Annotated in this window: 23 protein-coding genes and 1 pseudogene; 10 read left to right on the forward strand and 14 right to left on the reverse strand. The window is 67.2% G+C overall.

Going from position 1 to position 26,764, the window contains the following annotated elements; translation table 11 throughout:
- Window positions 1-116: 116 nt before the first annotated feature.
- On the reverse strand, window positions 117-911 hold the full coding sequence (locus ACQP1K_RS01745; RefSeq protein ID WP_433499106.1) for a polysaccharide deacetylase family protein: 795 nt from the start codon (window positions 909-911) through the stop codon (window positions 117-119).
- A gap of 336 nt (window positions 912-1,247) precedes the next feature.
- Here ACQP1K_RS01745 and ACQP1K_RS01750 point away from each other — a divergent pair, with 336 nt between their 5' ends.
- Together ACQP1K_RS01750 and hisC are read left to right on the forward strand one after the other, a co-directional pair.
- Window positions 1,248-1,772, forward strand: a complete 525-nt coding sequence (locus ACQP1K_RS01750) for a hypothetical protein (protein ID WP_433499107.1) — start codon at window positions 1,248-1,250, stop codon at window positions 1,770-1,772.
- 32 nt (window positions 1,773-1,804) lie between these two features.
- Window positions 1,805-2,863 carry a histidinol-phosphate transaminase gene (hisC, locus tag ACQP1K_RS01755; protein WP_433499108.1) on the forward strand — a complete coding sequence of 353 codons (1,059 nt, stop codon included), beginning with the start codon at window positions 1,805-1,807 and terminating at the stop codon, window positions 2,861-2,863.
- Between the two features lie 99 nt (window positions 2,864-2,962).
- On the opposite strand, the gene ACQP1K_RS01760 is transcribed toward hisC, so the two are convergent.
- Window positions 2,963-3,613 carry a Fic family protein gene (locus ACQP1K_RS01760; protein ID WP_433499109.1) on the reverse strand — a complete coding sequence of 217 codons (651 nt, stop codon included), beginning with the start codon at window positions 3,611-3,613 and terminating at the stop codon, window positions 2,963-2,965.
- Window positions 3,614-3,640: 27 nt separating this feature from the next.
- On the opposite strand from ACQP1K_RS01760, the gene ACQP1K_RS01765 reads away from it, so the two are divergent.
- From ACQP1K_RS01765 to ACQP1K_RS01775, 3 genes and pseudogenes are all read left to right on the forward strand, one after another.
- Entirely contained in the window at window positions 3,641-4,003 is a 363-nt protein-coding gene (locus ACQP1K_RS01765) for a hypothetical protein (protein ID WP_433499110.1), read from the forward strand.
- A 124-nt stretch (window positions 4,004-4,127) separates the two neighbouring features.
- Window positions 4,128-4,528: pseudogene (locus tag ACQP1K_RS01770) on the forward strand (aminotransferase class I/II-fold pyridoxal phosphate-dependent enzyme); the annotation flags it as partial.
- 283 nt (window positions 4,529-4,811) lie between these two features.
- The gene (locus ACQP1K_RS01775) at window positions 4,812-5,396 is read left to right on the forward strand and encodes a hypothetical protein (RefSeq protein WP_433499111.1); all 585 of its coding nucleotides are present in this window, start codon (window positions 4,812-4,814) and stop codon (window positions 5,394-5,396) included.
- Between the two features lie 289 nt (window positions 5,397-5,685).
- Here the strand turns inward: ACQP1K_RS01775 and ACQP1K_RS01780 are convergent, their stop codons facing one another.
- The 3 genes from ACQP1K_RS01780 to purD all read right to left on the reverse strand — a co-directional run bounded on the left by ACQP1K_RS01780 (window position 5,686) and on the right by purD (window position 9,990).
- Complete coding sequence (locus ACQP1K_RS01780) at window positions 5,686-6,915, reverse strand: GTP cyclohydrolase IIa (RefSeq protein ID WP_433501460.1); 1,230 nt, start codon at window positions 6,913-6,915, stop codon at window positions 5,686-5,688.
- A gap of 275 nt (window positions 6,916-7,190) precedes the next feature.
- The gene (gene murA, locus ACQP1K_RS01785) at window positions 7,191-8,468 is read right to left on the reverse strand and encodes a UDP-N-acetylglucosamine 1-carboxyvinyltransferase (protein WP_433499112.1); all 1,278 of its coding nucleotides are present in this window, start codon (window positions 8,466-8,468) and stop codon (window positions 7,191-7,193) included.
- A 280-nt stretch (window positions 8,469-8,748) separates the two neighbouring features.
- Window positions 8,749-9,990 carry a phosphoribosylamine--glycine ligase gene (purD, locus tag ACQP1K_RS01790; RefSeq protein ID WP_433499113.1) on the reverse strand — a complete coding sequence of 414 codons (1,242 nt, stop codon included), beginning with the start codon at window positions 9,988-9,990 and terminating at the stop codon, window positions 8,749-8,751.
- Window positions 9,991-10,457: 467 nt separating this feature from the next.
- Here purD and ACQP1K_RS01795 point away from each other — a divergent pair, with 467 nt between their 5' ends.
- On the forward strand, window positions 10,458-11,531 hold the full coding sequence (locus ACQP1K_RS01795) for a magnesium and cobalt transport protein CorA (RefSeq protein WP_433499114.1): 1,074 nt from the start codon (window positions 10,458-10,460) through the stop codon (window positions 11,529-11,531).
- 366 nt (window positions 11,532-11,897) lie between these two features.
- On the opposite strand, the gene ACQP1K_RS01800 is transcribed toward ACQP1K_RS01795, so the two are convergent.
- The 5 genes from ACQP1K_RS01800 to ACQP1K_RS01820 form a co-directional block, all read right to left on the reverse strand.
- Window positions 11,898-13,256, reverse strand: coding sequence for a four-carbon acid sugar kinase family protein (locus ACQP1K_RS01800; protein ID WP_433499115.1), 1,359 nt, complete (start codon window positions 13,254-13,256; stop codon window positions 11,898-11,900).
- Window positions 13,180-13,911, reverse strand: a complete 732-nt coding sequence (locus ACQP1K_RS01805) for a GntR family transcriptional regulator (protein WP_433499116.1) — start codon at window positions 13,909-13,911, stop codon at window positions 13,180-13,182. The genes ACQP1K_RS01800 and ACQP1K_RS01805 overlap by 77 nt, the downstream gene beginning before the upstream one ends.
- Before the next feature lie 87 nt (window positions 13,912-13,998).
- Window positions 13,999-15,015 (reverse strand): substrate-binding domain-containing protein, encoded by a 1,017-nt coding sequence (locus ACQP1K_RS01810; protein WP_433499117.1) that lies wholly within the window; start codon window positions 15,013-15,015, stop codon window positions 13,999-14,001.
- 85 nt (window positions 15,016-15,100) lie between these two features.
- Window positions 15,101-16,063: an ABC transporter permease gene (locus ACQP1K_RS01815; protein WP_433499118.1), complete on the reverse strand. Its 963-nt coding sequence runs from the start codon at window positions 16,061-16,063 to the stop codon at window positions 15,101-15,103.
- 34 nt (window positions 16,064-16,097) lie between these two features.
- Entirely contained in the window at window positions 16,098-17,681 is a 1,584-nt protein-coding gene (locus ACQP1K_RS01820; protein ID WP_433499119.1) for a sugar ABC transporter ATP-binding protein, read from the reverse strand.
- Between the two features lie 558 nt (window positions 17,682-18,239).
- Here ACQP1K_RS01820 and ACQP1K_RS01825 point away from each other — a divergent pair.
- From ACQP1K_RS01825 to ACQP1K_RS01840, 4 genes are all read left to right on the forward strand, one after another.
- On the forward strand, window positions 18,240-19,586 hold the full coding sequence (locus ACQP1K_RS01825; RefSeq protein ID WP_433499120.1) for an amidase: 1,347 nt from the start codon (window positions 18,240-18,242) through the stop codon (window positions 19,584-19,586).
- A 51-nt stretch (window positions 19,587-19,637) separates the two neighbouring features.
- Window positions 19,638-20,408 carry an SDR family NAD(P)-dependent oxidoreductase gene (locus ACQP1K_RS01830; RefSeq protein WP_433499121.1) on the forward strand — a complete coding sequence of 257 codons (771 nt, stop codon included), beginning with the start codon at window positions 19,638-19,640 and terminating at the stop codon, window positions 20,406-20,408.
- 360 nt (window positions 20,409-20,768) lie between these two features.
- The gene (locus ACQP1K_RS01835; protein WP_433499122.1) at window positions 20,769-21,971 is read left to right on the forward strand and encodes a cytochrome P450; all 1,203 of its coding nucleotides are present in this window, start codon (window positions 20,769-20,771) and stop codon (window positions 21,969-21,971) included.
- 9 nt (window positions 21,972-21,980) lie between these two features.
- Entirely contained in the window at window positions 21,981-22,184 is a 204-nt protein-coding gene (locus tag ACQP1K_RS01840) for a ferredoxin (RefSeq protein WP_433499123.1), read from the forward strand.
- A 264-nt stretch (window positions 22,185-22,448) separates the two neighbouring features.
- Here ACQP1K_RS01840 and ACQP1K_RS01845 read toward each other — a convergent pair whose 3' ends face one another.
- From ACQP1K_RS01845 to fbaA, 4 genes are all read right to left on the reverse strand, one after another.
- Entirely contained in the window at window positions 22,449-23,537 is a 1,089-nt protein-coding gene (locus tag ACQP1K_RS01845; protein WP_433499124.1) for a glycerophosphodiester phosphodiesterase family protein, read from the reverse strand.
- A gap of 181 nt (window positions 23,538-23,718) precedes the next feature.
- Window positions 23,719-25,002 carry an adenylosuccinate synthase gene (locus ACQP1K_RS01850; protein ID WP_433499125.1) on the reverse strand — a complete coding sequence of 428 codons (1,284 nt, stop codon included), beginning with the start codon at window positions 25,000-25,002 and terminating at the stop codon, window positions 23,719-23,721.
- Window positions 25,003-25,130: 128 nt separating this feature from the next.
- On the reverse strand, window positions 25,131-25,553 hold the full coding sequence (locus ACQP1K_RS01855; protein ID WP_433499126.1) for a DUF3151 domain-containing protein: 423 nt from the start codon (window positions 25,551-25,553) through the stop codon (window positions 25,131-25,133).
- Between the two features lie 142 nt (window positions 25,554-25,695).
- Entirely contained in the window at window positions 25,696-26,718 is a 1,023-nt protein-coding gene (fbaA, locus tag ACQP1K_RS01860) for a class II fructose-bisphosphate aldolase (protein ID WP_433499127.1), read from the reverse strand.
- Window positions 26,719-26,764: the final 46 nt, after the last annotated feature.

The raw sequence follows: 26,764 nt of genomic DNA on the forward strand, positions 1-26,764 counted from the left end.
GCCCCGCCGAGACGGCTCAGCGGCGGGGGGATTCCGGTGCAGGCCCCGGCGACCCGGGCTCTCCACGGCGCGGGTTCCGCACCCGGCGCGGTGGGCGAGCGGCGGAGTCGTCCCGGCTACTTCTTGCTCGTCGAGCTCTTCGCCGAGCTCTTTGCCGGGGTCTTCGCCGGGGTCTTCTTGGGGCGGGGCGGATAGATCTCGCCGCCCTTGAGCTCACGGCCCTGCAGCAGGGTCGTGATGGTGACGAAGCGGTAGCCCTGCTTCTCCAGCTTCGTCAGCACCCCCGGCATGGCCTTCACCGTCTCCGGGACGATGTCGTGCAGCAGGATGACCGCGTTCCGCTTGGCCCCGGCGAGCGTCCGCTCGGCGATCACCTTGGTGTTCCTGGCCTGCCAGTCGAGGGTGGAGTGACTCCACAGGATCTGCGACAGGCCCACCTCGGCCATGAGCTGGGCAAGGTGGGCGTTGGTCGCGCCGTTCGGCGGCCGCATCATCGTGGGGGCCTTGCCGATCGTCTCGTAGATGATGTCCGAGGTGCTGGTGATCTCGCTGAACACCTCGTTGTCGGACAGCTTGGTCAGATCCGGATGGTTCCAGGTGTGGTTGCCGATCTCGTGACCCTCGGCGGCGATGCGCTGGGTCATCTCGGGCCGGTTGGCCACCTTCCGGCCGAGCAGGAAGAACGTCGCCTTCGCGTTGTGCTTCTTCAGCGTGTCGAGCAGTTCGGGGGTGTACGGCCACGGGCCGTCGTCGAACGTGAGGGCGATGCACTTGTACTTCGCGCAGTACGGCTGTGCCTTCGCCTTGCCGCCTGTCTTGCTGCTCGCCTTGCTGCTCGTATCGGTCGCGGCCTTCGTCTGCTGCTGCGTGGTGGCCGGCGTGGCGGTCGCCGACGCCGCCGCGGGGGTCACGCACACGCCGGTAGCGCAGAGACCGGCCATCAAGATCCTGATTTTCCGCCACATGCCGCAGGATCTTAGTGAGAAACCCTGAAAATAGCCTTGGAACGGCGGGACCGCGTCCTCGGCGCGCTGAAGGGCGAGATCCGGCCGCCAGACGCCACCGTGAGGGGTGACGGTGCCGTGGAGCGGATCCTCCGGACCGGCCGTGCCGATCCTGACGCGGCGTGCTCGGTGCTGCCGGACGTGGGATCCGTGGCCGCGACCCCACTTTTCAGCGCGTCTCAAGGCGGCTGAAAGCGCCTGAACGCACACTGCCGTCGACAGCAGATCGAAAGGATCCCCGCCATGACCACGCGCCCCCTAGCCGGCATCGCCTTCGCGGCGGCCGGCATCCTCGCCCTCGCCCCGATGACCGCCGCGTCCGCCGGTGCCTCGACCACCGCCACGAGCGCCGCCACAGCCACCGCCACGACGACCGGCACGACCGCCAACGGCAAGTGGGGCCCCTATTACGCCAGGGGGACGAAGGCCAAGGCGAACGGGAAGCTGACCGCCGCGCCGAAGGCCGACCCCAGCCTGCCCAACCCCCTCGTCAAGGTCACCGGCAGCGTCGTCAGCCTGAGCCGTACGCCGTCGACCTGCGGATGGGCCGTCTTCCGCATCAGCTACTTCGACTCCGCGGGCCGGCCGCGTTTGGCCTACCGCAATTACCGCACCTGCTCGTACGGCAAGACGAAGAAATTCGCGTTCTCGGCCAAGAAAGTGGGGGAGGTCGAGGTCAAGGTCTGCTCCGAGCGGAAGGCCGCCAAGCCGTCGCCGGACTGTCGGTACGCGGGCACCTGGAAGTCGCTCTACGTCTACTACCGGTAGAGCTGCCCGGAGTCATCTTCTAAGGTTGCGGTATGCCGCGATTCCGCTCGTTTCTCGAGACCATGGCCCCCTACAAGCCGGGCAGATCGGTGGTCTCTCCAGATGGCCGCTCGTACAAGCTGTCCTCCAACGAGAACCCGCATGGGCCGCTGCCCTCGGTGATCGAGGCGATCGCCAGGGCGGCGACGGAGATCAATCGCTATCCCGATCCCGGCTCGGTCAAGCTCACCGCGGCGCTCGCCGAGCGGTTCGACGTGCCGGCCGAGCACGTCGCGCTGGGGGCGGGGTCCGTCGCGGTCGCTCAGCAGATCTTGGAGGCGGTCGGCGAACCCGGCGCCGAGGTGGTCTACGCGTGGCGCTCCTTCGAGGCATATCCGCTGCTCGTCGGCCTCGCCGGGGCGACGTCCGTCCAGGTGCCGCTGCAGGACGAGACCCACGATCTCGACGCGATGGCCGAGGCGATCACGCCGCGGACCCGCCTGGTCTTCGTCTGCAACCCCAACAACCCGACCGGTACGGTCAACCGGACGGCCGAGCTGCGCCGCTTCCTCGACCGGGTGCCCGACGATGTGCTCGTGGTGCTCGACGAGGCCTACCGGGAGTACGTCAGGGACGAGGACGTGCCCGACGGTCTGGACTTCTACCGTGAGCGCGGCAACGTCGCCGTGCTGCGCACCTTCTCGAAGGCGTACGGCCTGGCCGGGCTGCGGGTGGGCTACCTGATCGGGCAGGCACCGGTGGCGGAGGCCGTACGCAAGACGCTGCTGCCGTTCGCGGTCAACCACATCGCGCAGGCCGCCGCCATCGCGTCGCTGGCCGCCGAGGACGAGCTGAACGTACGGGTCGAGGAGGCCGTCAAGGAGCGGGCCAGGGTGCGTGAGGCGCTGGTGGCCCAGGGGTGGACGGTCCCGCCCACGGAGGCCAACTTCGTCTGGCTCCGGGTCGGCGACCGCACGATGGAGTTCGCCGAGCACTGCGCCGCGGCCGGGGTGGCCGTACGGCCCTTCGCCGGCGAGGGCGCCCGCATCTCCATCGGCGACGCCGAGGCCAACGACACCTTCCTCACCGCCGCCGCTGCCTTCCTGACCTGACGCCCTCAAGCGGAAGGGCGCCGGTCTGAAGTTGATACACCTTGAGCTCAGCTAATTGAACTTATCAACTTCGTGTCCGAAGGGAGCTGTTTCCCGATGTCATGGGGCTTCCTGCCCTTGGGCCGGTCGCAGATGCCTGGCCGCGCGGTATGCCTCGACTGATTTCCGGGTCGATCTCCAGACGCCATCCGGACCGTGTACCGCGTTCAGGCGGCCACGCTGGGCGGCCTGCCGGAGCGCGGCAAGGCTGAACTCCTTGTCAACGAGCGCGGCCAGCGGGACCAGCCGTGCCGGGCCCGCCAGGTTCGGGAGGATGAACCGATTGAGGTTCTCCTCCATCGCGCGGGCTATCAACTCGCCGAGGGCGCCATAGTCCCCCACATCGGCGCGCCGCAAGGCAGAGAGGTAGGCGGTGCGCTGCCGTTTCATGATGATGATCGGAGGGTAGCCGAGCCGGACCAGGATCAGGTTCAGGGCCAGGCGTCCGCTTCGACCGTTGCCATCGATGAATGGGTGAATACGTTCGAACTCGGCGTGGATTCTCGCCAACCCCTCAGGAAGCGGACGGCCCAGGTCGGCTGTGGATTCGATCTGCTTTCCCAGCGTGCAGGCATCGGCCACCCACTGCTCCATCTGGGCGGGTACCAGCGGCCAACTTGGAGGAGTCATGCCCTCGGCGAACGGCTGAATGTCGTGCTCGCGGAAGCTTCCCGGTCCTTCACGTTCGGTCGCGTCCGGGTGCGGGGCCACGTCCCAAACTGGGGTCATGGCGGCGTGATGGATCCGCCGTACCTCATTGAGGGTGATCAGGTCTCCGTTGTGCCATATGTCGGGCTCAAGCGCCTGCCCGTACACCCACTGGGCGGCGTCCGCGTACCCCCGGACCTCGTTGTATTCGCGGAGCGGCTTCGCTCCGACCGCTCGGCCCTGGTCGAGAAGCGTCCGGACTTCGCGGAGAACGAGCGTGTTGCCCTCCAGAGCTGTGGAGTGATGGGCCTCCTGGTGCCAGATGTCGTCCCAGATCTCCCCGGCCTCGTGTGGGCTGGGCAGGCCGCCGAGACGCTGGTTGAGCTCGGCGAGTGCTTGATCGAGGCGGCGATAGACAGTGGCACGACTCGGTCGGCCTCTCCCCGGCATTGAGCCCTCCTCCGCCTAAGTTGATACACCTGAGGACTAGCTAATTGAACTTATCAACTTCGTGTCCGAAGGGAGCTGTTTTCCAACGTCAGAGGCGTTGGCGCGCCAGGGAAACCGCTGCCTGAGCCTCGTGGTGCCCGACGATGTCTACCGGGAGTACGTCAGAGACGATGACGTGCCCGACGGCCTGGACTTCTACCGTGAGCGCGGCAACGTCGCCGTGCTGCGCACCTTCTCGAAGGTGTACGGCCTGGCCGGGTTGCGGGTGGGCTACCTGGTCGGGCAGGCAGCGGTGGCGGAGGCCGTACGCAAGACGCTGCTGCCGTTCGCGGTCAACCACGTCGCGCAGGCCGCCGCCATCGCGTCGCCGGCCGCCGAGGACGAGCTGAACGTGCGGAGTTCGCCGAGCACTGCGCCGCGGCCGGCGTGGCCGTACGGCCCTTCGCCGGCGAGGGCGCTCGCATCTCCATCGGCGACGCCGAGGCCAACGACACCTTCCTCACCGCCGCCGCTGCCTTCCTGACCTGACGCCCTCAAGCGGAAGGGCGCCCGCCTGAAGCGGCATTTTCCGAAGTTCGGATAAGTCGGTGACACGGTCAAAATGCGGCTTCGGGGATAACGGGCAATATCTCGCCAAGAAATGATCAGTGTCACGGCTGCGGGCCGTTCGGGTGGCTCCGCACGTGGTTTTCTTTCCTTCGCATCCGGTGGGCGTACACCGAATGGCCTGCCGTCCGGCGTCGGCGACGGCCGGTTTCGGGGGCGCTCCCGGATCAGCGTATTTCGCATCATCTACGAGGAGAGAACGCCCATGTTCGTGAAACCATCGCGTTTCCTGTCCACCGGCCTCGCGGCGGGTACCCTGCTGGCCGCGATGGCTGTGTCCGTCGCGGCCCCGGCATCGGCGGCCCAGAGCAACGCGGATGACACGGTCGTGACCGCGCTCGACTACAACAGCACGGGCTGGCGATACCTCCAGGTGCCGCCCTCGACCGAAGCGCCCACGTTCTACGAGCGGGGTTTCGACGACAGTGCCTGGAAGGCAGGGCAGTCGGGCTTCGGCACCGCGACCGGCTGCTCGTTCAACACCCCCGCCAACGTCAAGACGCCGTGGGCCGTCAATACCGACATTCTCGTACGCCACTGGCTCCATATCCCGAGGGACGCGGAGCAGGTCCGAATTCAGGGAACGGTGGACAACGACGCGAAGGTCTATCTGAACGGTCATCTCGTGCAGACGGCCGAGAGCGGCCACTGCAAAACGGGCGCGATCGACGTCGTCGTCCCGGCGAATTACCTCGACTGTTGCAATTTGCTCGCCATTCGCGGGCATGACTACGGCGGATCGACCTATCTGAACGTCCGGGTCACCTACATCAAGCCCACCCGGGCGTAGATGTGCGGGGCCGGCCCCTTCGGTTTCGAGGACCGGCCCTGCTCGCTCGCCTGGCCAGGCTTAACGGTCGGTTAAAGTCAAACGCTGGTTACTTCGGCGGGAAGTTCGGAGCCCGTGGCTTCGAGGAGGGCCGGCCCGTCGCTCAACGGCGGGGGCGTGGCCTCGATGACGATCACGATGCCGAGATGCGTCGAGTCCCACACCGCGTACACGGCTCCGAGTGCCGACCACACCCCTATGTCATGACCGTTTCACCTATAGGTCATGAGAACAGGCCCGGTGGGCGGACTCAGCGGTTCAGCTTCTCCACGATGAGCCGGTAGAGCTGGCGCGGACGTCCGGGCTGGGGTGTGCGGTTCGGCGGAAGCGGCCACGCTAATCCCTCGTCAACCAGCGTGCGCAGCAACCGCCGGGCCGTACGCGGCGTGACGCTGAGCATCCGCCCCGCACTCTCGGCGTCCACGACGGTGTCGCCGCCCTCCAGCTTGGCGGCGAGGCGGGTGAGCACCTCGATCCCCTTGGGTTTGAGCGGCACGGCCGGATGGGGAGGTGTACGGGGCGGCGGCACCAGTGCCCGGCCCTCGCGGTCGACGGCGAACCCCTGTGCCTGCTTGCCACCCTGGGTGCGGGCCAGCGCGCCCCGGGCGTGTGTCTCCGCCTCGTGCGCGGTGCGCCCCATCCCGATGCCCACCTCGACGGCCAGCCCGAGTTCGTCGCGGATCCTGGCCGCGAACGGAAGCATGCGAAAACCATCCGTGGCCGCCGAGATCGAGCCCTTGGTGCCGACCACGAGATAGCCGTGGTCGTCGATCGGCCACACACTGGCGTTGATCCGGTTGGCCTCCTGTACGAGCAGGCGGTGCAGCGACAGCCGCAGCTCGTCCCGCCAGAAGCGTGGCGAGGTCCGTCTGATCGGCTCACGCAGTGTCGGCACCTCCACCAGCACGACGGTGAGCTGAGACTCCTCCAGCCGATGCCGGGTGCCGAGCAGCGCCGCCGTGTGCAGTGCCGTACGGACCGCGGCGGCGGTCGGGCGGATCGATACGGCGGGCACCCCGGCGGCGGACAGCCGGTCGGCCACCCCCTGTACGCAGGTCAGCGCCCCGGTCGTCGACCCCTGGCGCACCAGCCGTTCGTGAAAGGACGCGATCGTGTTGACCGAGCCGGTGTCCTCCCTGCTGTGCACCTCGCTCGACGGGAGATTCAGATCGACGTAGGCCTCGTCGATCTCCGATCGGCCCACCACGTCGATGCTCACCCGGCGGGGATCGATCCGGTCGTCGAGCGCCGCCCGCGCGATCGCCGCGACCAGCGCCGCCCCGCCGAGTTGCACGTGGGTGGCGGGCATGGTCAGCACGCCGGCCCGCCGGGCGAGCTCGAAGGGCACCGGGCTCGCGAAAAGGCAGGCGTCCACCCCGGGGCCCAGTCGCGTGACCTTGTCCGCCGCCTCCTGCTCGTCCCGATAGGCGGCGGCGACCAGGCGACAGGGCACCGGGGCGGCTGAGTGCCCCATGAGCATCACCCTCTCGACCAGGTCATGCGACCCGACCACACCGATGGTGAGGTCCGGTGCCACCGTGCTCAGACGCGATCCGCGCGGATTCTCTTCCGTGCGCTCGACCAATGTTCGTCCCATCCCACGTGCCTTCGTCGTCATGGCTTCCATTGGAACGATCGCTGGTTAGGGCCGAAATGTCACGCCCGGATTTACCGGAATACCATTCGGGTGTCACAGGCGGGGTCTCTACAATGCAATGTTTGCGCTGGTCAAGACGGAAAAATGGGATTGCGGGCTCATGCCTCGCTCAAAGTGGAAATTTCATGTTCCACATCTGCACCGAGCGCCTGCATGCGCTGCGCGAGCGCCGCGTGGCCCCGATCGATGAGATATCCGGATCCGATCGTGGTCTCGCCCTCCGCGGCCAGGCCCGCGAGCACGAGCGCGATGCCGGATCGCAGGTCGTGCGCCGTCACCTCGGTGCCGTGCAGCGGGGTGGGACCGTGTACGACCGCGCGGCTGCCGTCGACCTCGATGTTCGCGCCCATCTTGTTCAGCTCGCCGGCGAGGGCGAAGCGGCCGTCGAAGATGCGCTCGTGGATATAGCTGGATCCCTCGGCCAGGCAGGCGACCGTCATCAGCGGTGACTGCAGGTCGGTGGCGAAGCCGGGATAGGTGTCGGTGATGACGTTGATCGGGCGCAGCGCCCGCTCCCGCCGGACGTGCAGTACGGCGCCGTGGGTCTCGAACTCGACGCCCATCTGCTCGAGCTTCCAGCGGACCACGCCCAGGTGCTCGAGGGAGGCGCCGACCAGGTTCACCTCGCCGCCGGTGATCGCCGCCGCCATCGCGAACACGCCGGCGTCGAGCCGGTCGGGCATGACCGTGTGCTCGACCGCGGTCAGCTCGTTCACTCCTTCGACCGTGATGAAGCCGGTGCCGCCACCGCGTATCCGTGCGCCCATCCGGCTCAGCATGGCGATGACGTCGAGGACCTCGGGTTCGAGCGCCGCGTTCTCGATCACGGTGGTGCCCCTGGCGAGCGAGGCCGCCATGATCAGGTTCTCGGTGCCCGTGTGGGAGGGCGTGTCGAGGTAGAGCGGATGGCCCACGAGCCCGGAGGCCTTGATGTGGATGACGCTCTCGCCCTCGTCCACGACGGCGCCGAGGCGCTTGTAGCCGAGGTAGTGGAAGTCCAGGTTGCGGCTGCCCAGGTTGCAGCCGCCGACGCCCTCGATGACCGCCTCGCCGAGCCGGTGGAGGAGGGCCGGCACGAACAGCACGGACCCGCGGAACCGTCGCGCGATCGCGGCGGGCAGGACGGGACTGGTGAGCCGGGAGGCATCGATGACGAGCGTCCGCTCGGTCTCGTGGAACTCCACCTTGGCGCCCACGGCCTGTGCGAGCTCGACCGCGCGGCGCACATCTTCGATCACCGGCACGTTGCGCAGGACGGTACGGCCCTCGGCCGCCATCAGCGCCGCCCCGATCATCGGTAGCACGGCGTTCTTCGCACCCTGGATGAAAGCGGTACCACGCAGCACGTTGCCACCACGGACGCGGTAACGAACCATGGACGAAACTCCTATGTTGGGGGAGGGACGGGGGATCCGCATGAGGCGGCGGCTTCGCCTCAGCGTATCCCCTGATCCGGATGGTTCAGCCGAAGTCGCACGGGCTCGTGTTACGGGGGGGATCGTACGGTCCTGGCCGGTTTGCGCACTGCCCCTGACCGGGGCGCTGAAACAGCCCACTTCACAGGCGCCGTTCAGGCCCCGCTCAAATGCCGCTCAGACCGGGCTCAGGTCCGGCTTCGGACCGGACTCGACTCGGGCCCCGCCTCAGATCTCAGGCTCAGGCGCCGGACGCGTGCAGGGCGATGTCGGAGCGGTGGTGGGAGCCCCGCATCGTGATCTCGCCGAGCGCGTCGTAGGCGCGCGTCCTGGCCTCGGCCACGTCCGCCCCGGTGCCGATCACGTTGAGCACCCGGCCGCCGTTCGACACCAGCCGTCCGCTCCCGTCCAGGGCGGTCCCCGCGTGCAGGATGTACGCCCCCTCGACACCGACCGGGAGGCCGTCGATCGGGTCTCCCCTGACGGGATCGGCGGGATAGTTCTCCGCCGCCAGCACGACCGTCACGGCCGCGCCGTCCCGCCAGCGCAGCGGCTCGTGCGCGGCGAGGGCACTGGTCGCGCAGGCGAGCAGCAGGCCGCCGAGCGGCGTCTCCAGCCGATCGAGCACGACCTGCGTCTCCGGGTCGCCGAAGCGGGCGTTGAACTCGATGACGCGCGGGCCCGTCTTGGTCAGCGCCAGGCCCGTGTACAGCACGCCCGTGTACGGCATGCCGCGGCGGGCCAGCTCCGCGACGGTCGGCAGCACGATCTCGGACATGACCTGCTCGGTGAGGTCGGCGGGAGCCCACGGCAGCGGCGTGTAGGCGCCCATTCCTCCCGTGTTCGGCCCCTTGTCCCCGTCGTAGGCGCGTTTGAAGTCCTGCGCCGGCTGCAGTGGTACGGCGGTCACGCCGTCGCACAGCGCGAACAGCGACACCTCGGGACCGTCGAGATACTCCTCGACCACGACCCGTTGGCACGTCCCGGCGTGTGTCAGGGCCTCGTCCCGGCCGTCGGTCACGACCACGCCCTTGCCGGCCGCCAGACCGTCGTCCTTGACCACGTACGGCGGGCCGAACTCGTCGAGCGCGGCCGCGGCCTCAGCGTCGGTCACGCAGGTGTGGGCCCGGGCGGTCGGCACGCCGGCGGCCAGCATGACGTCCTTGGCGAACGCCTTGGACCCCTCGATCGCCGCCGCCTCCCGCGACGGGCCGAAGCACGGGATGCCGGCGGCCCTGACCGCGTCGGCGACCCCGGCGACGAGCGGCGCCTCGGGCCCGATGACCACGAGGCCGGCCTCCAGCCGTCCGGCCAGTTCCGCCACGGCCGCGCCGTCCGTCGCGGTCACCTGATGCAGTTCGGCGATCTCGGCCATGCCCGGATTCCCGGGCGCGCAGTGGACTTCGGTGACGGTGGGGTCGAGCCGCAGGGCACGGCAGAGGGCGTGCTCGCGCCCCCCGCTTCCAATGACTAGTACGCGCACCGGCATATTGTCTCGCACCGTCCCGGCCCGTTCTCTCCCCGCACACGCCCTTCCCGCCGAAGCCCTGCCCACCGGAGCCCTCCCCCGCCGAATCCCGTACGGCCCGACCGGTTGTCACAGGTATGGCCAGAATGTGCGGGTCGCTTTCGGCAGGAAGCGCATGATCGGCCATGCTTCCTGCGGGTACCCTGGTAAAGGTGCTGCCCTGTGGTAAGTTGGGCAGGCTGTCAGTGCTGTCTTGTGGCGATTGGAGGTGGTCCGGGATGAACCCTGGTGATCCTGTCAGTACGTGCCGGCGCACGTACGACGTGCGCATTCCCGACCACCTTGAAACAAAGCCCGAGGGGCAGCTCACGCCTGTTATTGAGGGGTGACATCACGTCGCGCGGAGAGCGTGCCGGCTCGGGCGGGAAAGGCTCGCCATGCGCTCCTCGATTCTTTTCACCCGCATCAACAGGCACGGCAGGATGATTCCCCCTCGTCTCAACGGGGCCGTGTCGGCCGCCGTCAGGGGGTCGAGCGGCGGCCCGCCGGACGACTCCGTGGTGGAGTTCGGCGCGTACGTCCGCGGTGAGAGGGTCGCGGCCCAGGGCATCCCCGAGGCGGTCAGGCTGGTCCGCGAGCACAACCACGACAGCCCGGTCCCCGACGCCTACGTGTGGGTCGGCCTGCACGAGCCCGCCGCTCCCGAGGTCGAGTGGCTCGCCGAGCTGTTCGGTCTGCACCCGCTGGCAGTCGAGGACGCGATCAAGGCGCACCAGCGGCCCAAGGTCGAGCGGTACGGCGACTCGCTGTTCGTCGTACTCAAGACCGTCGCCTTCGTCGACCACAACGAGACGGCCGGCTCCGGAGAGGTCATCGGCACGGGCGAGATCATGCTGTTCGTCGGGCCCGACTTCGTGGTGACCGTACGGCACGGCGGGCACTGTCCGCTCGGCGACGTGCGCGAGCGGATGGAGACGGAGCCGAAGATGCTGACGCGGGGGCCCATCGGCGTGCTGCACGCGATCGCCGACCACGTGGTCGACAGATATCTGCACGTCGCCGACCAGATGCAGGCCGAGCTCGAAGAGGTCGAGGCCGCCGTCTTCGCCGAGGTGAGCTCCCGCGACATCAATCGGATCTACCAGCTCAAGCGCCAGATGCTGGAGCTCAAGCGGGCCGTCGGCCCGCTGCAGACGCCGTTCAGCGCGCTGCCGCAGCGCCGCATGATCCCCTCGGAGATGCGGGAGTACTTCCGTGATGTGGGAGACCACCTCTCCCGGGTGTGCGAGCAGGTCCAGGCCTCCAACGAACTGTCCGACTCGATCCTGCAGGCCGCGCTGGCGCGCTCCAACGCGCTGGCGAACGAGGACATGCGGAAGATCTCATCCTGGGTCGCGATCATCTCGGTCCCCACGATGATCGCCGGAATCTACGGCATGAACTTCGAACACATGCCGGAGGTCAAGACGGCCTGGGGTTACCCCCTCGTGATCGGTCTGATGGTCGTGGCCTGTACGCTCCTCCACCGCGCTTTCCGCCGCAACGGCTGGCTCTGACCGTTCTCGGCTCGGCCTACGCCCGGTTTTCCCCGGTACTGAACCTCGATTCTCGACACAGCGGGCGGATGTGAGCGGCGACGCGGCGGCCGGCGGTGCGGGGCCGCCTGACAGGAGAAGCCCGCTCACTCCGCGTGACGGTCGGCATCGCGTTCCGCATCGTCTTCGGCGTCGTCCTGAGCCCGGGGGCGAGGACTCCCCCGGGCCACCCCGGCCCTCATCCGGCGCCCGTCGAGCGTGTCGCGCATCTTGCCGGTGAAAGCACCCCTTGAAAATGCTACTTAAGAATGCCGCGCGCTCCGCAGCGGCACGGTAAGGGTGCCGAGAAGGCGCTCGCCATAATGAAGTGGCAGCCTCAGACCGTCGTTATGACCGGGTCGGCGTCTCAACCTGGAAATCGTCGAGGATCTCGACTATGGTCCTCTCGGACCCCACATTTCCTGGAATCACGACATAATCGAGTGGGCGGGCGAGGCGATCGCGCAACCGCCATACAGAAACCCCTGGCACGATCTGCCCTTGAACGGTCGCGGATGTCGCGCCGATGCCGGTGCGGGCGACCTCGGCCGAGGTGATTCCCCCCTTCGAGACGACGAGGTCGAAGTGCTCGACCAGTTCGGATACACAGGTCGTCAAGGCTTCCATCACACGCTGACCATGTCGCAGGGTCCCGTGCGCCTCATCGCGGTTCCGCTCAGACGAGATCACGACCAGCGGCGACGTGCCGAGGCGTTCCCTGGCGGTCGCCGCGAGCCTCTTCCCCGCACTGATCGGGTCGGCGAGCGCTTCTGCGGTCTCAAGGACGACGGACGGCCCCCAGCGCTCCTCGACGGCGCGCAACTGCTCACTGGCGGCCGCCGTGTGCGATCCGCATACGAGCAGCGTCGCCCGTGGCGGTCGGGAGGCTGGACGAAATGGGGCGGTGCTGCTCACGCCCGCCAGCTCGGCGGCGAGGGGGGCGCCGCACCGCACGACGATTCTCCGGCCGTGGGCGCTCGCATTCGTGATGGCGTCGGCGATGGCGGCGATGTCCTGGTCGTTTTCGACGTCGGGCAGTACGACGCTTCCGCCGGGCGCCTCGCGAAGCGCCTGCAGGAGGCCGTCGGAGCGAACGGAGGCAAGGCTGATGCGCACCGGGCGGAAGGACGACTTCTCGTGTACATAGTCCGTGAGCGTCGAACTGTGGAAGGAGAAGACCGGGTCGTCGGCGAACTCCGTTCGATGGGCCGGTACATCCACTCCATCGATGGAGACGTAATGAACGTTGTCGAGGGTCCTGCGGCCGCCCGCGGGGAAGGCCGGCACGAATACAAGCACGGAGTCGGGGTCCATGAACTGCGCGGATTCGGCGAAGACATGGCCGCGCAGCGTGGAGTCTCCTCGAAGCACGAAGCGCACTTCGACGCCGAGGGCTTCGGCCGCCGCGGCGGCGTTGCGGCGCACCTCGTTGACCAGCTCGACGGCGGCCGCCTCGTCGATCGATCGGGTGTTGGTCAGAATGTAGACACTCGGGTTCTCCGCGAGCGCCTCCTGCAGGGTTTCGCTGTCCCACGAGAAGAGAACGCGGACTCCCGTAGCGCTCTGGGTACCCGTGGGGTCGTCGTCCAGCACCACTGTGCGGACATCTGTTCTTGTCGCCGTCATCTCGTCAGAGCGTGTCTTTCTCATTGATGCCGGGCCGAGCTCTCGAATGGTCGTCGACGTTCGCCCGGTCCCGCAACGCACGCGATTTCACTCCTTCGATGTGGTCACTCATCGCGGTGCTCGCCCGCTCCGGGTCGCCACTCGCGATGGCGTCCACGATGATGTTGTGTTCGTCGACCGCATGATCGACATCCGAGCGGCCGACCGCCCCGAACAGCCGAAAACGCTGTACATGCGCTTCAAGTGATTTATAGGCGCGAAAGAGGAATGGATTGTTCGCCTGCTTTGCGATGAGGTCGTGGAACTCCTCGTCGGTCTTGCGATACCGTCCGTAACTCCTCTCCTGTCCGGCAAGCGATTTCATCTCTGACACGTTCGTCCGGAGGGCCTGGATGAAGGCGTCGTCCGCGTTGAGGCACGCGAGACGTGCGTTCGGAGCCTCGATGATCGAGCGCGCGTCCGTTAGCTGCAGGAGCTGCTCTGTCGTGATCAACTGACCGGCACGATAGCCGCGCAGAGCCTCTCGCTCGACGAGTCCGGTCGCCTCGAGTCGCGCCAGGGCCTCCCTGATCGGTGTAGCGGAAACGGACAGCTCTCGCGAGAGCGAATCGATGTTCACCGCCGCGCCTGCCTGAATCGTTCCGTCGATCAGTTGATCGAGGAGGATCTCGTAGATGCTGTCGGCGAGGGATCGACGGGAAGGTCGCGATGCTGAGTGTCCGTATTGAGGGGACATGCTGCAGTTCTTCGCTTTCTGTCGTCATAGATCTGGTTCTGCGGCCGACGCACTGTGGCGTCGGCCGCAGAACGCGGGAGAGCCGCCTCAGCTCTCGTCTTCGATCTTGCCTGTGTTCAGGTTGCGGTCCACCACGTCGGCGATTCTCGCGAGGAAGTCATCCTTGCCGGAGACGACGTTGACATAGAAGTCGTCGACATTGTCCTTCGTCACCGGTGCCATCGTGTACGTGTAGTGCGACTCCGTGCTCTCTCCCTTCACGACCTTGTAGAGCGCGGCGAGGCCGGCCGCGAACTCGGTCCGGGCGTGCTGCATCTGCGAGCCGATGAAGCGGCCGTCCTTGATCGCGTTCAGGCCGTCCTCGGTGGCGTCGACTCCGACGACCGCGACGGTCTTTCCGGCTTCGGTCGCCGCCTGGACGGCACCCAACCCGATTTCATCGCCGCACGCGATCACACCGTCGATATGCGGGACAGCGGTCATCCAGTTCTTTACCTTGTCGATGGCCTCCGCGATGTTCTGCGCTCCGTCCTTGGCGACCTTCTCGACATCGGGGTATTTCGCGAGCACTTCCTCCATGCCCTTGGTGCGCTGAATCTCGTACGACGCGCCCAGCAGGCACTGCAGGATCGCCACCTTGCCCTTGCCGTCGAGGTGGTCCATCATCATCTGCGCGGCTTGACGTCCGGCCGCGACGTTGTCGGGAAGGACGGCGACATCGACCGAACTGTCGTCCTGCACCGTGGCGTTGACGAAGCCGATCTTGATTCCCGCGTCTTTCGCCGCCTTCAACTGCGGCGCGAGGGAGTCGAACTGAACGGGAGCGACGAGGATCCCGTCGACGCGTGCCTGGATGTACTGGTCGATCTGGTTGGCCTGGGTGGCGACGTCGCCGTTGGCGGAGTTCCAGAGGAGTTCGATGTCGCGGGCCTTGGCGTAAGCGTCGATGCCTTCCTTGCCCTGGGCGGCGAAGTTGTCCTGGCCGTACACGGTCACGCCGATCCGCACGCGGTCACCGTCGCCTCCTGCGCTGCCCGGACTGTCCGATGTGCTGCATCCGCTCATGCCGAGGGCCAGCGCCGCTGCGGCGGCGACGGCGAGCACCCGAGTCTTGAGAATCCTCATTTTACTTTTCTTTTCCTTTCGTGTGATCGCATCGGCGCGACCACGGTCGTCAGATGGGGGTGCGTCAACGGTTGAGTCTGCGGATCGCGAACACGTCCACACCGACGGCGGTCGCGATCAGTAGTCCCTTGATGACGTCCTGCCAATAGGAGGGGATGAGCATGATGTCGAGGCCGTTGTTGAGCGTCTGGATCAGCAGGAGTCCGATCGCCGTGCCCCAGACGGTGCCGCGGCCGCCGAACAGGCTCGCCCCGCCGATCACGACCGCCGCGATCGCGTCGAGCTCATATCCGGCGCCGAGGCTCGGCGCGGCGTTGACGACTCTCGACGAGAGCAGGACTCCCGAGATCCCCGCGAGGAGACCGGAGATGGCGTACACCTGGAACCGCACCCGGCCCACCTTGATCCCGGCGATCTCGGCCGCGACGGGGTTCCCGCCGACCGCGTAGATGCGGGTGCCGAACGCGAACTTGTGCAGGAGCACGCCGATCACGAGAAGACCGATGAACATCAGCCAGACCGGGACGGGCAGACCGCCGAGGCGAGTGTTGGCGAGTTCCCCGTACGCGGCCGGGATGCCCAGGATCGGCGCACCCTTGCCGACCGCGTAGGCGAGCCCGCTCGCGGCGGTCAGCGTTGACAGGGTGGCCACGAAGGGAGCGATGGCGAATACGGATACCAAGAGCCCGTTCACGATTCCGACCGCAAGGCCGACGAGCACTCCGATCGCGAAGCCCAGCCAGATTTTCGAGGGGTCGTTGACCGCGAACCAGGCCGAGGTCATGGCACTCAGTGCGATGACCGAGCCGACGGAGAGATCGATGCCTCCCGTCAGGATGACCAACGTCTGGCCCAGTGCGATGAGCGCGAAGGGTGCGGCGGCGATCAGGATGGACTGAAGGTTCTGGGGGGAGGCGAATCGTGGGGTCGAAAGAGTGAACACCAGCACCGCGATGAGCATGACGCCCACCATGGAGTTTCGGATGAGGAACACGCCGCCGCGGGACCGCCAAAATGTCTTGGACACCTCCGTCGTGATGGAGGCTGGAATCGCAGTGGTGTCAGTTCGCATGACGGCTCTCCAAGTGAGGTTCGGCTATGCCGGCGGCATGTCTGAAGACGAGTTCTTGAAGAACTTCGGCATCGGGGTGATCGGCTCGATCGAATTCGGCAACGATTTCTCCCTGGCGCATGACCACGATCCGATGGGCGAGCCCGATGACTTCCGTCATGTCGGATGACGCCATGAGGATGGCGACGTCGTGCTCCCTCGCGAGATCGGTGATCAGTTGGTAGATCTCGCTGCGCGCCCCCACGTCCACTCCCCGGGTGGGCTCATCGAGCAGGAGGACTTTGAGATCACCGGTCAGCCAGCGGCCGATCACGACCTTCTGCTGGTTTCCGCCCGACAGATGGCCGACTTCCTGTTTCAGACTCGTGCGCTTCAGCCGTACGGCATCCATGGTGTTGACGACCTGCTTGACGATTTCCTTCTTATTGAGCCAGCCGAAACGGGTGAAGCGTGGTAGTCGGGGAAGGACGCCGTTCAGGAGAATGTTCATCGACAGAACGGCTCCGCCGACCTTTCGGTCCTCCGGCACGAGCGCCATGCCGGCTCGTATCGCCGCGGAAGGGTCGTGGCCGCGGATGGCGCGTCCATCGATCGCGCACCGCCCTCCGTATGTGCGCCGGGCGCCGTAGGCAGCTTCGATCAACTCTGTGCGCCCGGCGCCGAGGAGCCCGGCGAGTGCGACGATCTCTCCCTTGCGAACGGTCAGCGAGACGGCGGGTCCACCGGGAGTCACGACGAGATCCGAGATCGACAAAACGGGCTCGTCGCCTCCGGGCGGTTGGATGGCCGGGTACAGGTCGTCCAGTTCGCGACCGATCATGGATGTGACTATCTGCTCGTCACTGATCTTCGATATCGCCTCGTCGGAAATGAGCACCCCGTCGCGGAGCACGACCACCCTGGTGGCGACCGCCCTGATCTCGGCCATTTTGTGAGTCGTGTAGACGATCGCGACGCCCTGATCGCGCAGATCGCGGATGATCCGATACAGCCGGTCGACCTCGTTCTGGGAGATCGCAGATGTCGGCTCGTCGAGCAGGATGACCGCCGCACCGATAGAGGTGCATTTCACGATCTCGATCAGTTGCTGCATCGCCGTGCTGAGCATGCGCATCGGAGTGCGGGGATCGACGTGGAGGTCGAAGGACCGGAGCAATTCCTTGGAATCGCGGATCATGGCTTTCCGGTCGAGTGTGCCGAGAGCGGTACGGGGCTCGCGACCGAGAAAGATGTTGGCGTACACGGGCAGGTCCAGAACCGGTGCGAGTTCCTGGGGAACGATCGCGATGCCGCGCCGCCGTGATTCGCGCACCGATCCGAGATTGAGAGGCTCGCCCGATACGAGAACCTCTCCGGCGTCGGGGATGACGAGGCTCGCGAGAATCTTCATGAGGGTGGATTTCCCGGCGCCGTTCTCCCCGGCGAGAGCGATGACCTCGCCGGGCTCGATGTCCAGGTCGATACCTCGGAGCACGGGGTTGTCGCCGTAGCTCTTGACGACGTTCCGCACCGCGATCAGGGGTGAGGTGGTCGCGGCGACGGTTACGGCCTCTTCGCCGTGCGTGTGCTCCATCGGACTCTCCTCGTCATCGCGGCGAGCATTTCGCCGATCCTATAGGATCGACGATTAGCGCGGCAAGGGGTCGCGGACGGGGTACGGCCTGCGCCCGTCCGCCTGCGACGGAGATGGGCCGGGCGGCTCTCCGGCGGCGGCCGGCTCATCTGGCCGATTCCGTGATCGCCCTGGTGAGGCGGCCGGGAGGAGCGTGAAGAGGGTCGGTGTACGGGTGCCGTCCGCGGTCGCGGGCCGTCGCCGTCATGCCGGTCGCTCCACCGGTTGGCGACCTCTTTCAGCGGACCGCTGTGTCGTGCCGGGACGCCGGACGGCCCCGGTCTCCGTCATCGATCGCATCCGGCGTACACCCGGCCGAACGGACACCGGGTGTGCTCCACAGGTCCCTCCTCGTCATTGCAGCAATCTTCCCATATCCTATAGGATCGACGATCACGTGCAAGCCCCGCAGGCGCGGTAGAGCATCAGAGTCGATCCCGGGTCCCGGTGCAGAGGAGAGGACGCGCTGTGCATTTCCTAGAGCTCCACGAGATTGCGACGCTGATCAGACGAGGGGAAGTGACCTCGTCCGAGGTCACGGAAGCGATGCTGGATCGCATCCACCGGTACGACGCGCGCCTGTCGAGCTTCGGCGATGTCCTTGCCGACTCGGCACGCAAGGAGGCGGAGGAGCGCGACTCGCGACACGGCGCCGGTCTGGAGCTGGGCGTGCTTCACGGGGTTCCCATCGCCGTGAAAGATCTTTTCGCGGTCACGGGTACGCCCGCCAGCGCAGGTACCCGAGCATTCGACGACAGGATCGCGGAGTTCGATGCGACCGTCGTGCACCGTTTACGGTCCGCGGGCGCGGTGATCGTCGGCAAGCTGAACATGTCCGAGGGCGCGTTCGCCGCCCATCACCCGGAGCTGGGCACGCCGCAGAACCCCTGGGGCGATCACCTCTGGGTGGGCGCGTCGTCGAGTGGCAATGCCGCGGCGACCTCGGCTGGGCTCTGCTACGCGAGCATGGGTTCCGATACCGGAGGATCCATCCGTTTTCCGTCGGCCGCGACAGGACTGAGCGGGCTGAAGCCCACCTGGGGCCGAGTGTCGCGAGCGGGAATGGTGGGGTTCGCGCGAGACCTCGATTGCCCCGGGCCGATGGCGCGGAGCGTACGTGACTGTGCGATCGTTCACGACGCCATATCGGGCCCCGACCCCGATGATCCGGTGACGTTGCGACGTCCCGGCGACTCGTTGACCGAAGCGTGCGATCGCGCGGAGGACATCGTCGACGGCACCCGCATCGGTATCGATCCGTCCTTCCTGGCTCTCTGCGATGCCGAGACACGCGACATGATCCTCGCCGCCGCGGCGGTACTCGAGTCGCTCGGAGCAGAACTCGTCGAGGTGGCGCTTCCCTCCGTGGAGCAGATCGTCGACGACTGGACGCCCGCCTGTGCGGTCGAGGCGGCACTCGTGCATGAGGACGTCTTCCGCCGTTCACCCGAGGTCTACGGGCCCCAGCTGAGCGCGCTGATCGCTCAGGGGCTCGCGATTTCGGGAGTCGACTACCAGCGGATTCTCAACAGACGGCAGGATTTCTCCGGACGCGTCCGCGAGACGTTCGCGGACATCGACGCTCTGCTGCTGCAGGTGACCGGCATCGCCGCGCCTACCGCGGCGTATCTGGACGACATCGGAGTCGGCCCTGAGTGGCGTACGCGCATCATGATGGCGACGTGCCCCATCAACTCCGCGGGTCTGCCGGCCATGACCATTCCCGGTGGGGCCACCGAGTCCGGGGCCCCGATCGGATTCCAGATCGTCGGAGCGTCCGATCGTGAGGCGACGATCGTCGCCCTCGCGGAGGCGTTCCAGCGTCACACCGACCACCATCGTCGGCGTCCGCCCGCCTATGTGTAGCCCGCGGTGCCGGCTCGCCGGGTCAGCCCACAGAACAGAAGAAGGAATCTCGTGTTGAACAATCTCCCCACCGCTCGCACCGCGATCGTCACCGGAGCTGCCTCGGCGCGTGGCATCGGCAGAAGCGTCGCGGAGCGACTCGCGGAAGACGGGTGGAGTATCGGGATCATCGACCTCGACGCGAGCGCTTCGGCGGAGGCCGCGTCCGAGCTCGCCGAGCGCTTCGATGTCCTCGCCGCGGGGTGGGGGGCCGACATCTCCGATCCCCACGCGGTCTCGCGAGCACTCGACGAGGCCGAAGCCTCCTTGCCGCCGCTGGTGGGGCTCGCGAACATCGCGGGCATCTCATCGCCGACGCCGTACCTCGAGCTGACGCTCGACGAGTGGCGTCGTCAGATGGACGTCAACCTCACCGGCGTCCATATCGTCACACAACGCGCGGCTCGCTCCATGGTGAGGCATGGCATCGGCCGGATCGTCAGCATCTCGTCGATCTCAGCCCAGCGCGGCGGCGGCACGTACAGCAAGACGCCGTATTCGACGGCCAAGGCCGGTCTGATCGGCTTCACCCGATCGGTGGCTCGAGAACTCGGTGAATTCGGAGTCACCGCCAACACCGTCTCACCTGGCCCGATCGACACGGACATCATGGGCGGGCGCCTGACGGAGGAGCGCAAGCAGGGGTTCATCGACGAGCAGATCGTGAAGCGCATCGGAGCGCCCGCCGACGTGGCGCACGCCGTGGCCTTCCTGATGTCGGACGGCGCAGGGTTCATCACCGGTCAGAACGTCAATGTGAACGGCGGACAGTACATGAGCTGACGCGGGGCCACCCTCCGGGCGTTCGGTCCTCGTCGTTCAGGAGGGCGCGCACCCCGGTCCCGGTATTACCCTGTTCTGACCCATTCGCGGGCTTGGGGATTCTTCGCCTCGTCGATCCGGGGGTTCGTGCCGGGTGGAGCCGGACGGACCCCGGGTGATCACCGGCTCGCCCGGCTCCACGTGCTGGATCGGCTGTCCGCACCGCTTTCCATCGTTACGGCTGGATCTGACCGCGATCCTTCCCGAAATTTCATGACATACGCAATGAATTTTTATTCATTGCGATTTCCCCGTTCGTATTGTTATCTAGAGGGGCAGGACCTCGACGGACGACCGTTTCTACCTTTACGGGAGCGTGTCATGACAGAGGCCACACCTCGCCTGGTGACCTTTCCCACCGCGCGTGAGCGTCCCCTCGACCCACCGGACGAGCTGGGACGCTGGCAGGAGGAGACGCCCGTCCGCAGGATGACCTACCCGGACGGACATGAGGGCTGGGTGGTCACCGGGTACGCCGAAGCTCGCGCCATCCTCGCCGACCCGCGCTTCTCCACTCGCCCCGAGCTCCTCCACTCCCCGTTCCCGCAGCGTCCGATCCGGCAGGAAGACCTGGACCGGTTGCCGCCGGGCTTCTTCATCCGGATGGACCCTCCCGATCACACCCGATTCCGCAAGCTGCTCACCGGCCAGTTCACCGTGCGCCGGATGAAGCTCCTGGAGCCCAGGATCGCGGAGATCGTCACAGACCACCTCGACGCGATGGAGCGCCTGGGACCTCCGGTTGACCTCGTGTCGTCCTTCGCGCTGCCCATCCCCTCCCTGGTCATCTGCGAGCTGCTCGGCGTGCCGTACGGCGACCGCGAGCGCTTCCAGCGGGACTCCGCCACGCTGCTGAACCTGGAGACGCCGGTCGAGGAGTCGCGGGCCGCCCTGGACGACCTGTTCGACTATCTGTACGACCTCGTGCTGCGCAAGAAGCGGGAGCCGCAGGACGATCTACTCGGCGGGCTGGTCTCCGCGGGCGAGCTGACCGACCGGGAGATCGCGGGCATGGGCCTGCTGCTGCTCGTCGCCGGCCACGAGACGACCGCCAACATGCTGGGGCTCGGCACGTTCGCGCTGCTGACCACCCCGGCGCAGCTCGCGGTCATGCGCGACGACCCCGATAGCGTCGAGAACGCGGTCGAGGAGCTGATGCGCTATCTCAGCGTCGTCCACTTCGGTCTCATCCGGGCGGCCCTGGAAGACGTGGAGATCGGCGACCGACTGATCCACGCGGGGGAGTCCGTGCTGCTGTCGGTGCCCATCGCCAACCGCGATCCCGAACGGTTCGCCGACCCCGAGATGCTCGACGTCACCCGGTCGGCGCACGGTCATCTCGCGTTCGGTCACGGTGTCCACCAGTGCCTGGGGCAGCAGCTCGCCCGGGTGGAGATGCGCATCGCGTATCCCGCCCTGCTGCGCCGCTTCCCGGGCCTGCGCCTGGCCGTACCACCCGAGGAGGTCCCGATGCGGGACGCCATGGCCATCTACGGCGTGCACCGCCTGCCGGTGGCCTGGTAGGAGGGGGAAATGAAGATCAACGCGGATACCGGGCGGTGCGTCGGCGCAGGGATGTGCGCGCTCACCGCGCCCGGGGTCTTCGACCAGAGCGATGACGACGGCACCGTGGTGCTGCTCGATCCGGAGCCGGCCGAGTCGCTGCGCGAGGCGGTCGAGCAGGCCGTACGGCTCTGCCCGTCGGGAGCCCTGTCCATCACAGACCCTGTCCCGTGATCTTGTAGTTTCTCGCAAGTCACCCTTCTGAGCTGCGCAAATAAACTCCGTGATCTTGCAGTTTCTTGCAGAAGGGCCGTCTGGCCTGGGCTTATGTGGTTCGTGATCTTGCACTGTCGAATGCAAGATCACGGACAGTGTTTTCGCTGGTCAGGTCACATGGCTGCGAGAAACTGCAAGATCACGAACGCGAAAGCCCTGCTCTTGGCCCGACGTGCGAGTATTCGCAAGATCACGGGAGGGGGGTGCGTAGCGCAGCGTGGGTTATGCGCTCACCGGGCGGAGGGGACTGATCGGTTCGGCGAGCGGCAGCCGCCGGGCCTGCCAGAGGCGTCGCATGAGGTCGGGATAGTCGGTGACGATGCCGGAAGCGCCCATGTCGATGAGCAGGCCGGCCTCCACGGGGTCGTTGACCGTCCACACGACGACGGGGAGGCCCCGTGCGGCCGCGTCCGCCATCAGGGCCGGGGCTACGATCCTGCGGTCGGGCGACAGCGTCGTGGCGCCCACAGCGGCCGCCGCCCCGGCGAGCCCGGAGACCTCGCCGCCGAGATCGCCGAGATCGCCGAGGCCGTCGAGGCCGTTGAGAGCGTGACCGTTGAGACCATTGAGGGCCTTGAGGCCATTGAGGCCGTTGAGGCCGCCATTGAGGGCGGCGGGTCCGGCGGGCTCGCCGGGGGAGCAGGCCGGGGAGCCTGTGGCGAAGTCGGCGAGGTGCAGCCCGTTCATCCAGACCGGGTGCATCGTGCGCCGTTCGACCAGGGCATATCGCCGTTCGACCGCCGGCCGGACGGCCTCGAGGATCCGCCAGTCGAAGCTGAGGATGGCGGCCCGGGACAGCCGGTCGTGCCGCTCCAGCTCCGTGACCACGAGCTCGGCGAACTTGCCGGGGTCGGCCGACAGATCGGGGCGGGTGGGATTGGACTTCAGCTCGACGTGGAGCCGTACGTCGTCCGCGCCCAGCGCTCCGATCAGGCCGAGGACGGCGCCGAGCGTCGGCATCCGGGTGTCGGGCAGCGGCACCTGGGTCATCGCGAACCGGTCGTCCGGCCGCTGCGGCAGCCGTACGCCGACGTCGAGCGTGCGCAGCTGGGGCAGCGTGAGCGAGATGATCGGCTTGCCGACGTAGGGGAACATCTCGTCCTCCGGCACGGCCATGCCGGTGTCCGCACTGGTCACGGACGAGACGATGAGGTCATGGGTGAGGACGATCTCGCCGTCGGCCGACATGGCGACATCGAACTCCAGCGCGTCCACCCCGAGTTCGAGCGCGTGTGCCAGGCCGGGAAGCGTGTTCTCCGGCCGGAGCCCACGCGCCCCTCTGTGACCATGCAACTCAACTTTTCCAAGCACAAGGGCGTACCCTACTGGGTCGCCGACTCGGTGCCGCACATTGCCGTCCCCTATGGCGTGGCCACCTGGGACTTTACCGGACGTAACCCCACGCAGGGGACTCACGCGTGCGGGATCCAACCGTACGTGACCGCCGCATGGCCCGGCCCATGACCGCGGATCGGAGGCCAGGCCGGCAGGCTCAGATCAGGGGGCGCAGCTGCAGCGTCTGGGTGCGGCCGGGACCGACGCCGATGGCGGAGATCGGTGCGCCGCTCATCTCCTCCAGCGCCCTGACGTACGACTGGGCGTTGGGCGGCAGATCCTCGAAGGTCTTGGCCTCGGTGATGTCCTCCTGCCAGCCGGGCAGCTCCTCGTAGATCGGCTTGGCGTGGTGGAACTCCGTCTGCGTCATCGGGATCTCGTCGTGCCGCACGCCGCCGACGTCGTAGGCCACGCAGACCGGGATCCGCTCCAGGCCGGACAGCACGTCGAGCTTCGTGAGGAAGAAGTCGGTGACGCCGTTGATCCGCGTGGCGTAGCGCGCGATGACCGCGTCGAACCAGCCGCAGCGGCGGTTGCGCCCGGTGGTGGTGCCGAACTCGCCGCCGGTCTGGCGCAGCCACTCGCCCTGCTCGTCCAGCAGCTCGGTGGGGAACGGCCCGGAGCCGACGCGCGTGGTGTACGCCTTCAGAATGCCGATTATCCTGGTCAGCCGGGTCGGGGGGATGCCGGAGCCGGTGCAGGCGCCACCCGAGGTGGGGGAACTCGACGTGACGAAGGGGTAGGTGCCGTGGTCGATGTCGAGCAGCGTGCCCTGGCCGCCTTCGAGCAGTACGACCTTGTTCTCGTCGAGCGCCCGGCTCAGCACGAGCGAGGTGTCGGTGATGTGCGGGCGCAGCCGCTCGGCGTAGCCGAGGTACTCTTCGAGGATCTTGGCTGGCTCCAGGCCACGGCGATTGTAGATCTTGGTGAGGATCTGGTTCTTCTCGGTGAGCGCGGCCTCGATCTTCTGGCCGAGGATGCCCGGGTCGAGCAGGTCCTGGACGCGGATGCCCATGCGGTAGATCTTGTCGCCGTACGTCGGGCCGATGCCCCGCCCGGTCGTACCGATCTTGGACTTGCCGAGGTAGCGCTCGGTCACCTTGTCGATGGCCTTGTGGTGGGGCATGATCAGGTGGGCGTTGGCCGAGATCAGCAGACGGTCACAGGTGATCCCGCGTTCCGCGAGGCCGTCGATCTCGCCGAGCAGCACGCCGGGGTCGATGACGACGCCGTTGCCGATGACCGGCACGACGTCGGGCGACAGCACCCCGGTCGGCAGGAGGTGCAGCGCGTACTTCTGATCCCCGATGACCACGGTGTGGCCCGCGTTGTTCCCTCCCTGATAGCGCACGACGTAGTCGACGTCGCCGCCCAGCAGGTCGGTGGCCTTCCCCTTGCCCTCGTCGCCCCACTGGGCGCCCACGAGAACGACAGCCGGCATGGTTCCACTCCCGAGCACAAATGGAAAACCCCTGACGCAAGCGCGGCAGGGGCTCTTGCAACCAGAGACTATCCCAGGCCCCGAGCCCGGCGAGACCTGGGAGATCGGTTGTTATCGCCTTAAATCGGTCAGGGGGCGTGAATCAGGACGTCGGCGGCGGTTGTGCTGCTGTCCCGGAGGAACTGGGCGCAACGCTCGGCCTCGTCCTTCTCCCCGATCGCCTGGGCCGCACGCGAGAGCGCGTACAGGCATCGCAGGAACCCCCGGTTCGGCTCGTGCTCCCATGGAATCGGGCCGTGGCCCTTCCACCCGGCGCGCCGGAGCTGGTCGAGCCCCCGGTGATAACCGGTGCGCGCGAAGGCGTACGACGTCACGGCATGCCCCGCCGCGAAGTAGTCGTCCGCGAGAGTGGCCCAGGCCGCCGCGTAGGCGGGGAAACGCGCGGCCACGTCGGCCGCCTTCGTACCCGCCTCCAGCATCTCGCGGGCCTCGGAGTGGTCCGGCAGCAGGGTGGGCGGCGGACCGGCAAGGAGGTTCTCGTGCGATTCCATAGTGCACAGTCTCACCTGTGAAACGCCCGGAGGTAATGGCGGGTCCCGGTTGTAATCGCTGCCTTCACGCGGAAACGGAAGATCGTCGAAAAATCTTCCGTTCCCGCGCTGCCGGCCGACCCGTCCGACCGGCGCCGGCGGACTACTTGAGCCTGGTGCCGGTGGACTTCAGGTGCTGGCAGGCCTCGACGATCCGGGCGGCCATCCCGGCCTCGGCGGACTTGCCGTACGAGCGGGGGTCGTAGGTCTTCTTGTTGCCGACCTCGCCGTCGATCTTCAGAACGCCGTCGTAGTTCTTGAAGATGTGGTCCACGATCGGCCGGGTGAAGGCGTACTGCGTGTCGGTGTCGATGTTCATCTTGACCACGCCGTAGGAGATCGCCTCGTGGATCTCCTCGAGCCGCGAGCCGGAACCGCCGTGGAAGACCAGGTCGAACGGCTTGTCCTTGCCGTACTTGGCGCCGACGGCGTCCTGGATCTCCTTGAGCACCGACGGGCGCAGCTTGACGTGACCCGGCTTGTAGACGCCGTGCACGTTGCCGAAGGTCGCGGCCAGCATGTAGCGGCCGCGCTCGCCCAGGCCGACGGCCTCGGCCGTGGCGATGGCGTCCTCGGGCGTGGTGTACAGCTTCTCGTTGATCTCGCCGACGATGCCGTCCTCCTCACCGCCGACGACGCCGATCTCCATCTCCATGATGACGCGAGCCGCGGCGCACTTCTCGACGAGCTCGGCGGCGATGGAGAGGTTCTCCTCCAGCGGCACGGCGGAGCCGTCCCACATGTGGGACTGGAACAGCGGCTCCTGGCCCCGGGAGACCCGCTCGCGCGAGATCTCGATGAGCGGGCGCATGAAGCCGTCCAGCTTCCCCTTCGGGCAGTGGTCGGTGTGCAGGGCCACGGTCACCGGGTACTTCTCGGCGACGACCCGGGCGTACTCGGCCAGTGCCACCGACCCGGTCACCATGTCCTTCACGGTCGTGCCGGAGAGGAACTCGGCGCCGCCGGTCGAGACCTGGATGATTCCGTCGCTCTCCGCCTCGGCGAAGCCGCGGAGTGCGGCGTTCAACGTCTGTGACGAGGTCACGTTGATCGCCGGGTAGGCGAAGCCACCCGCCTTGGCTCGATCGAGCATCTCGGCGTAGACCTCTGGGGTCGCGATAGGCATCGGTAGTCATCTCCTTATGGACGTTAACCCGGCGATGCCCAGTATC

This window comes from Sphaerimonospora sp. CA-214678 (assembly GCF_050942215.1).
Classification (GTDB): domain Bacteria; phylum Actinomycetota; class Actinomycetes; order Streptosporangiales; family Streptosporangiaceae; genus Sphaerimonospora.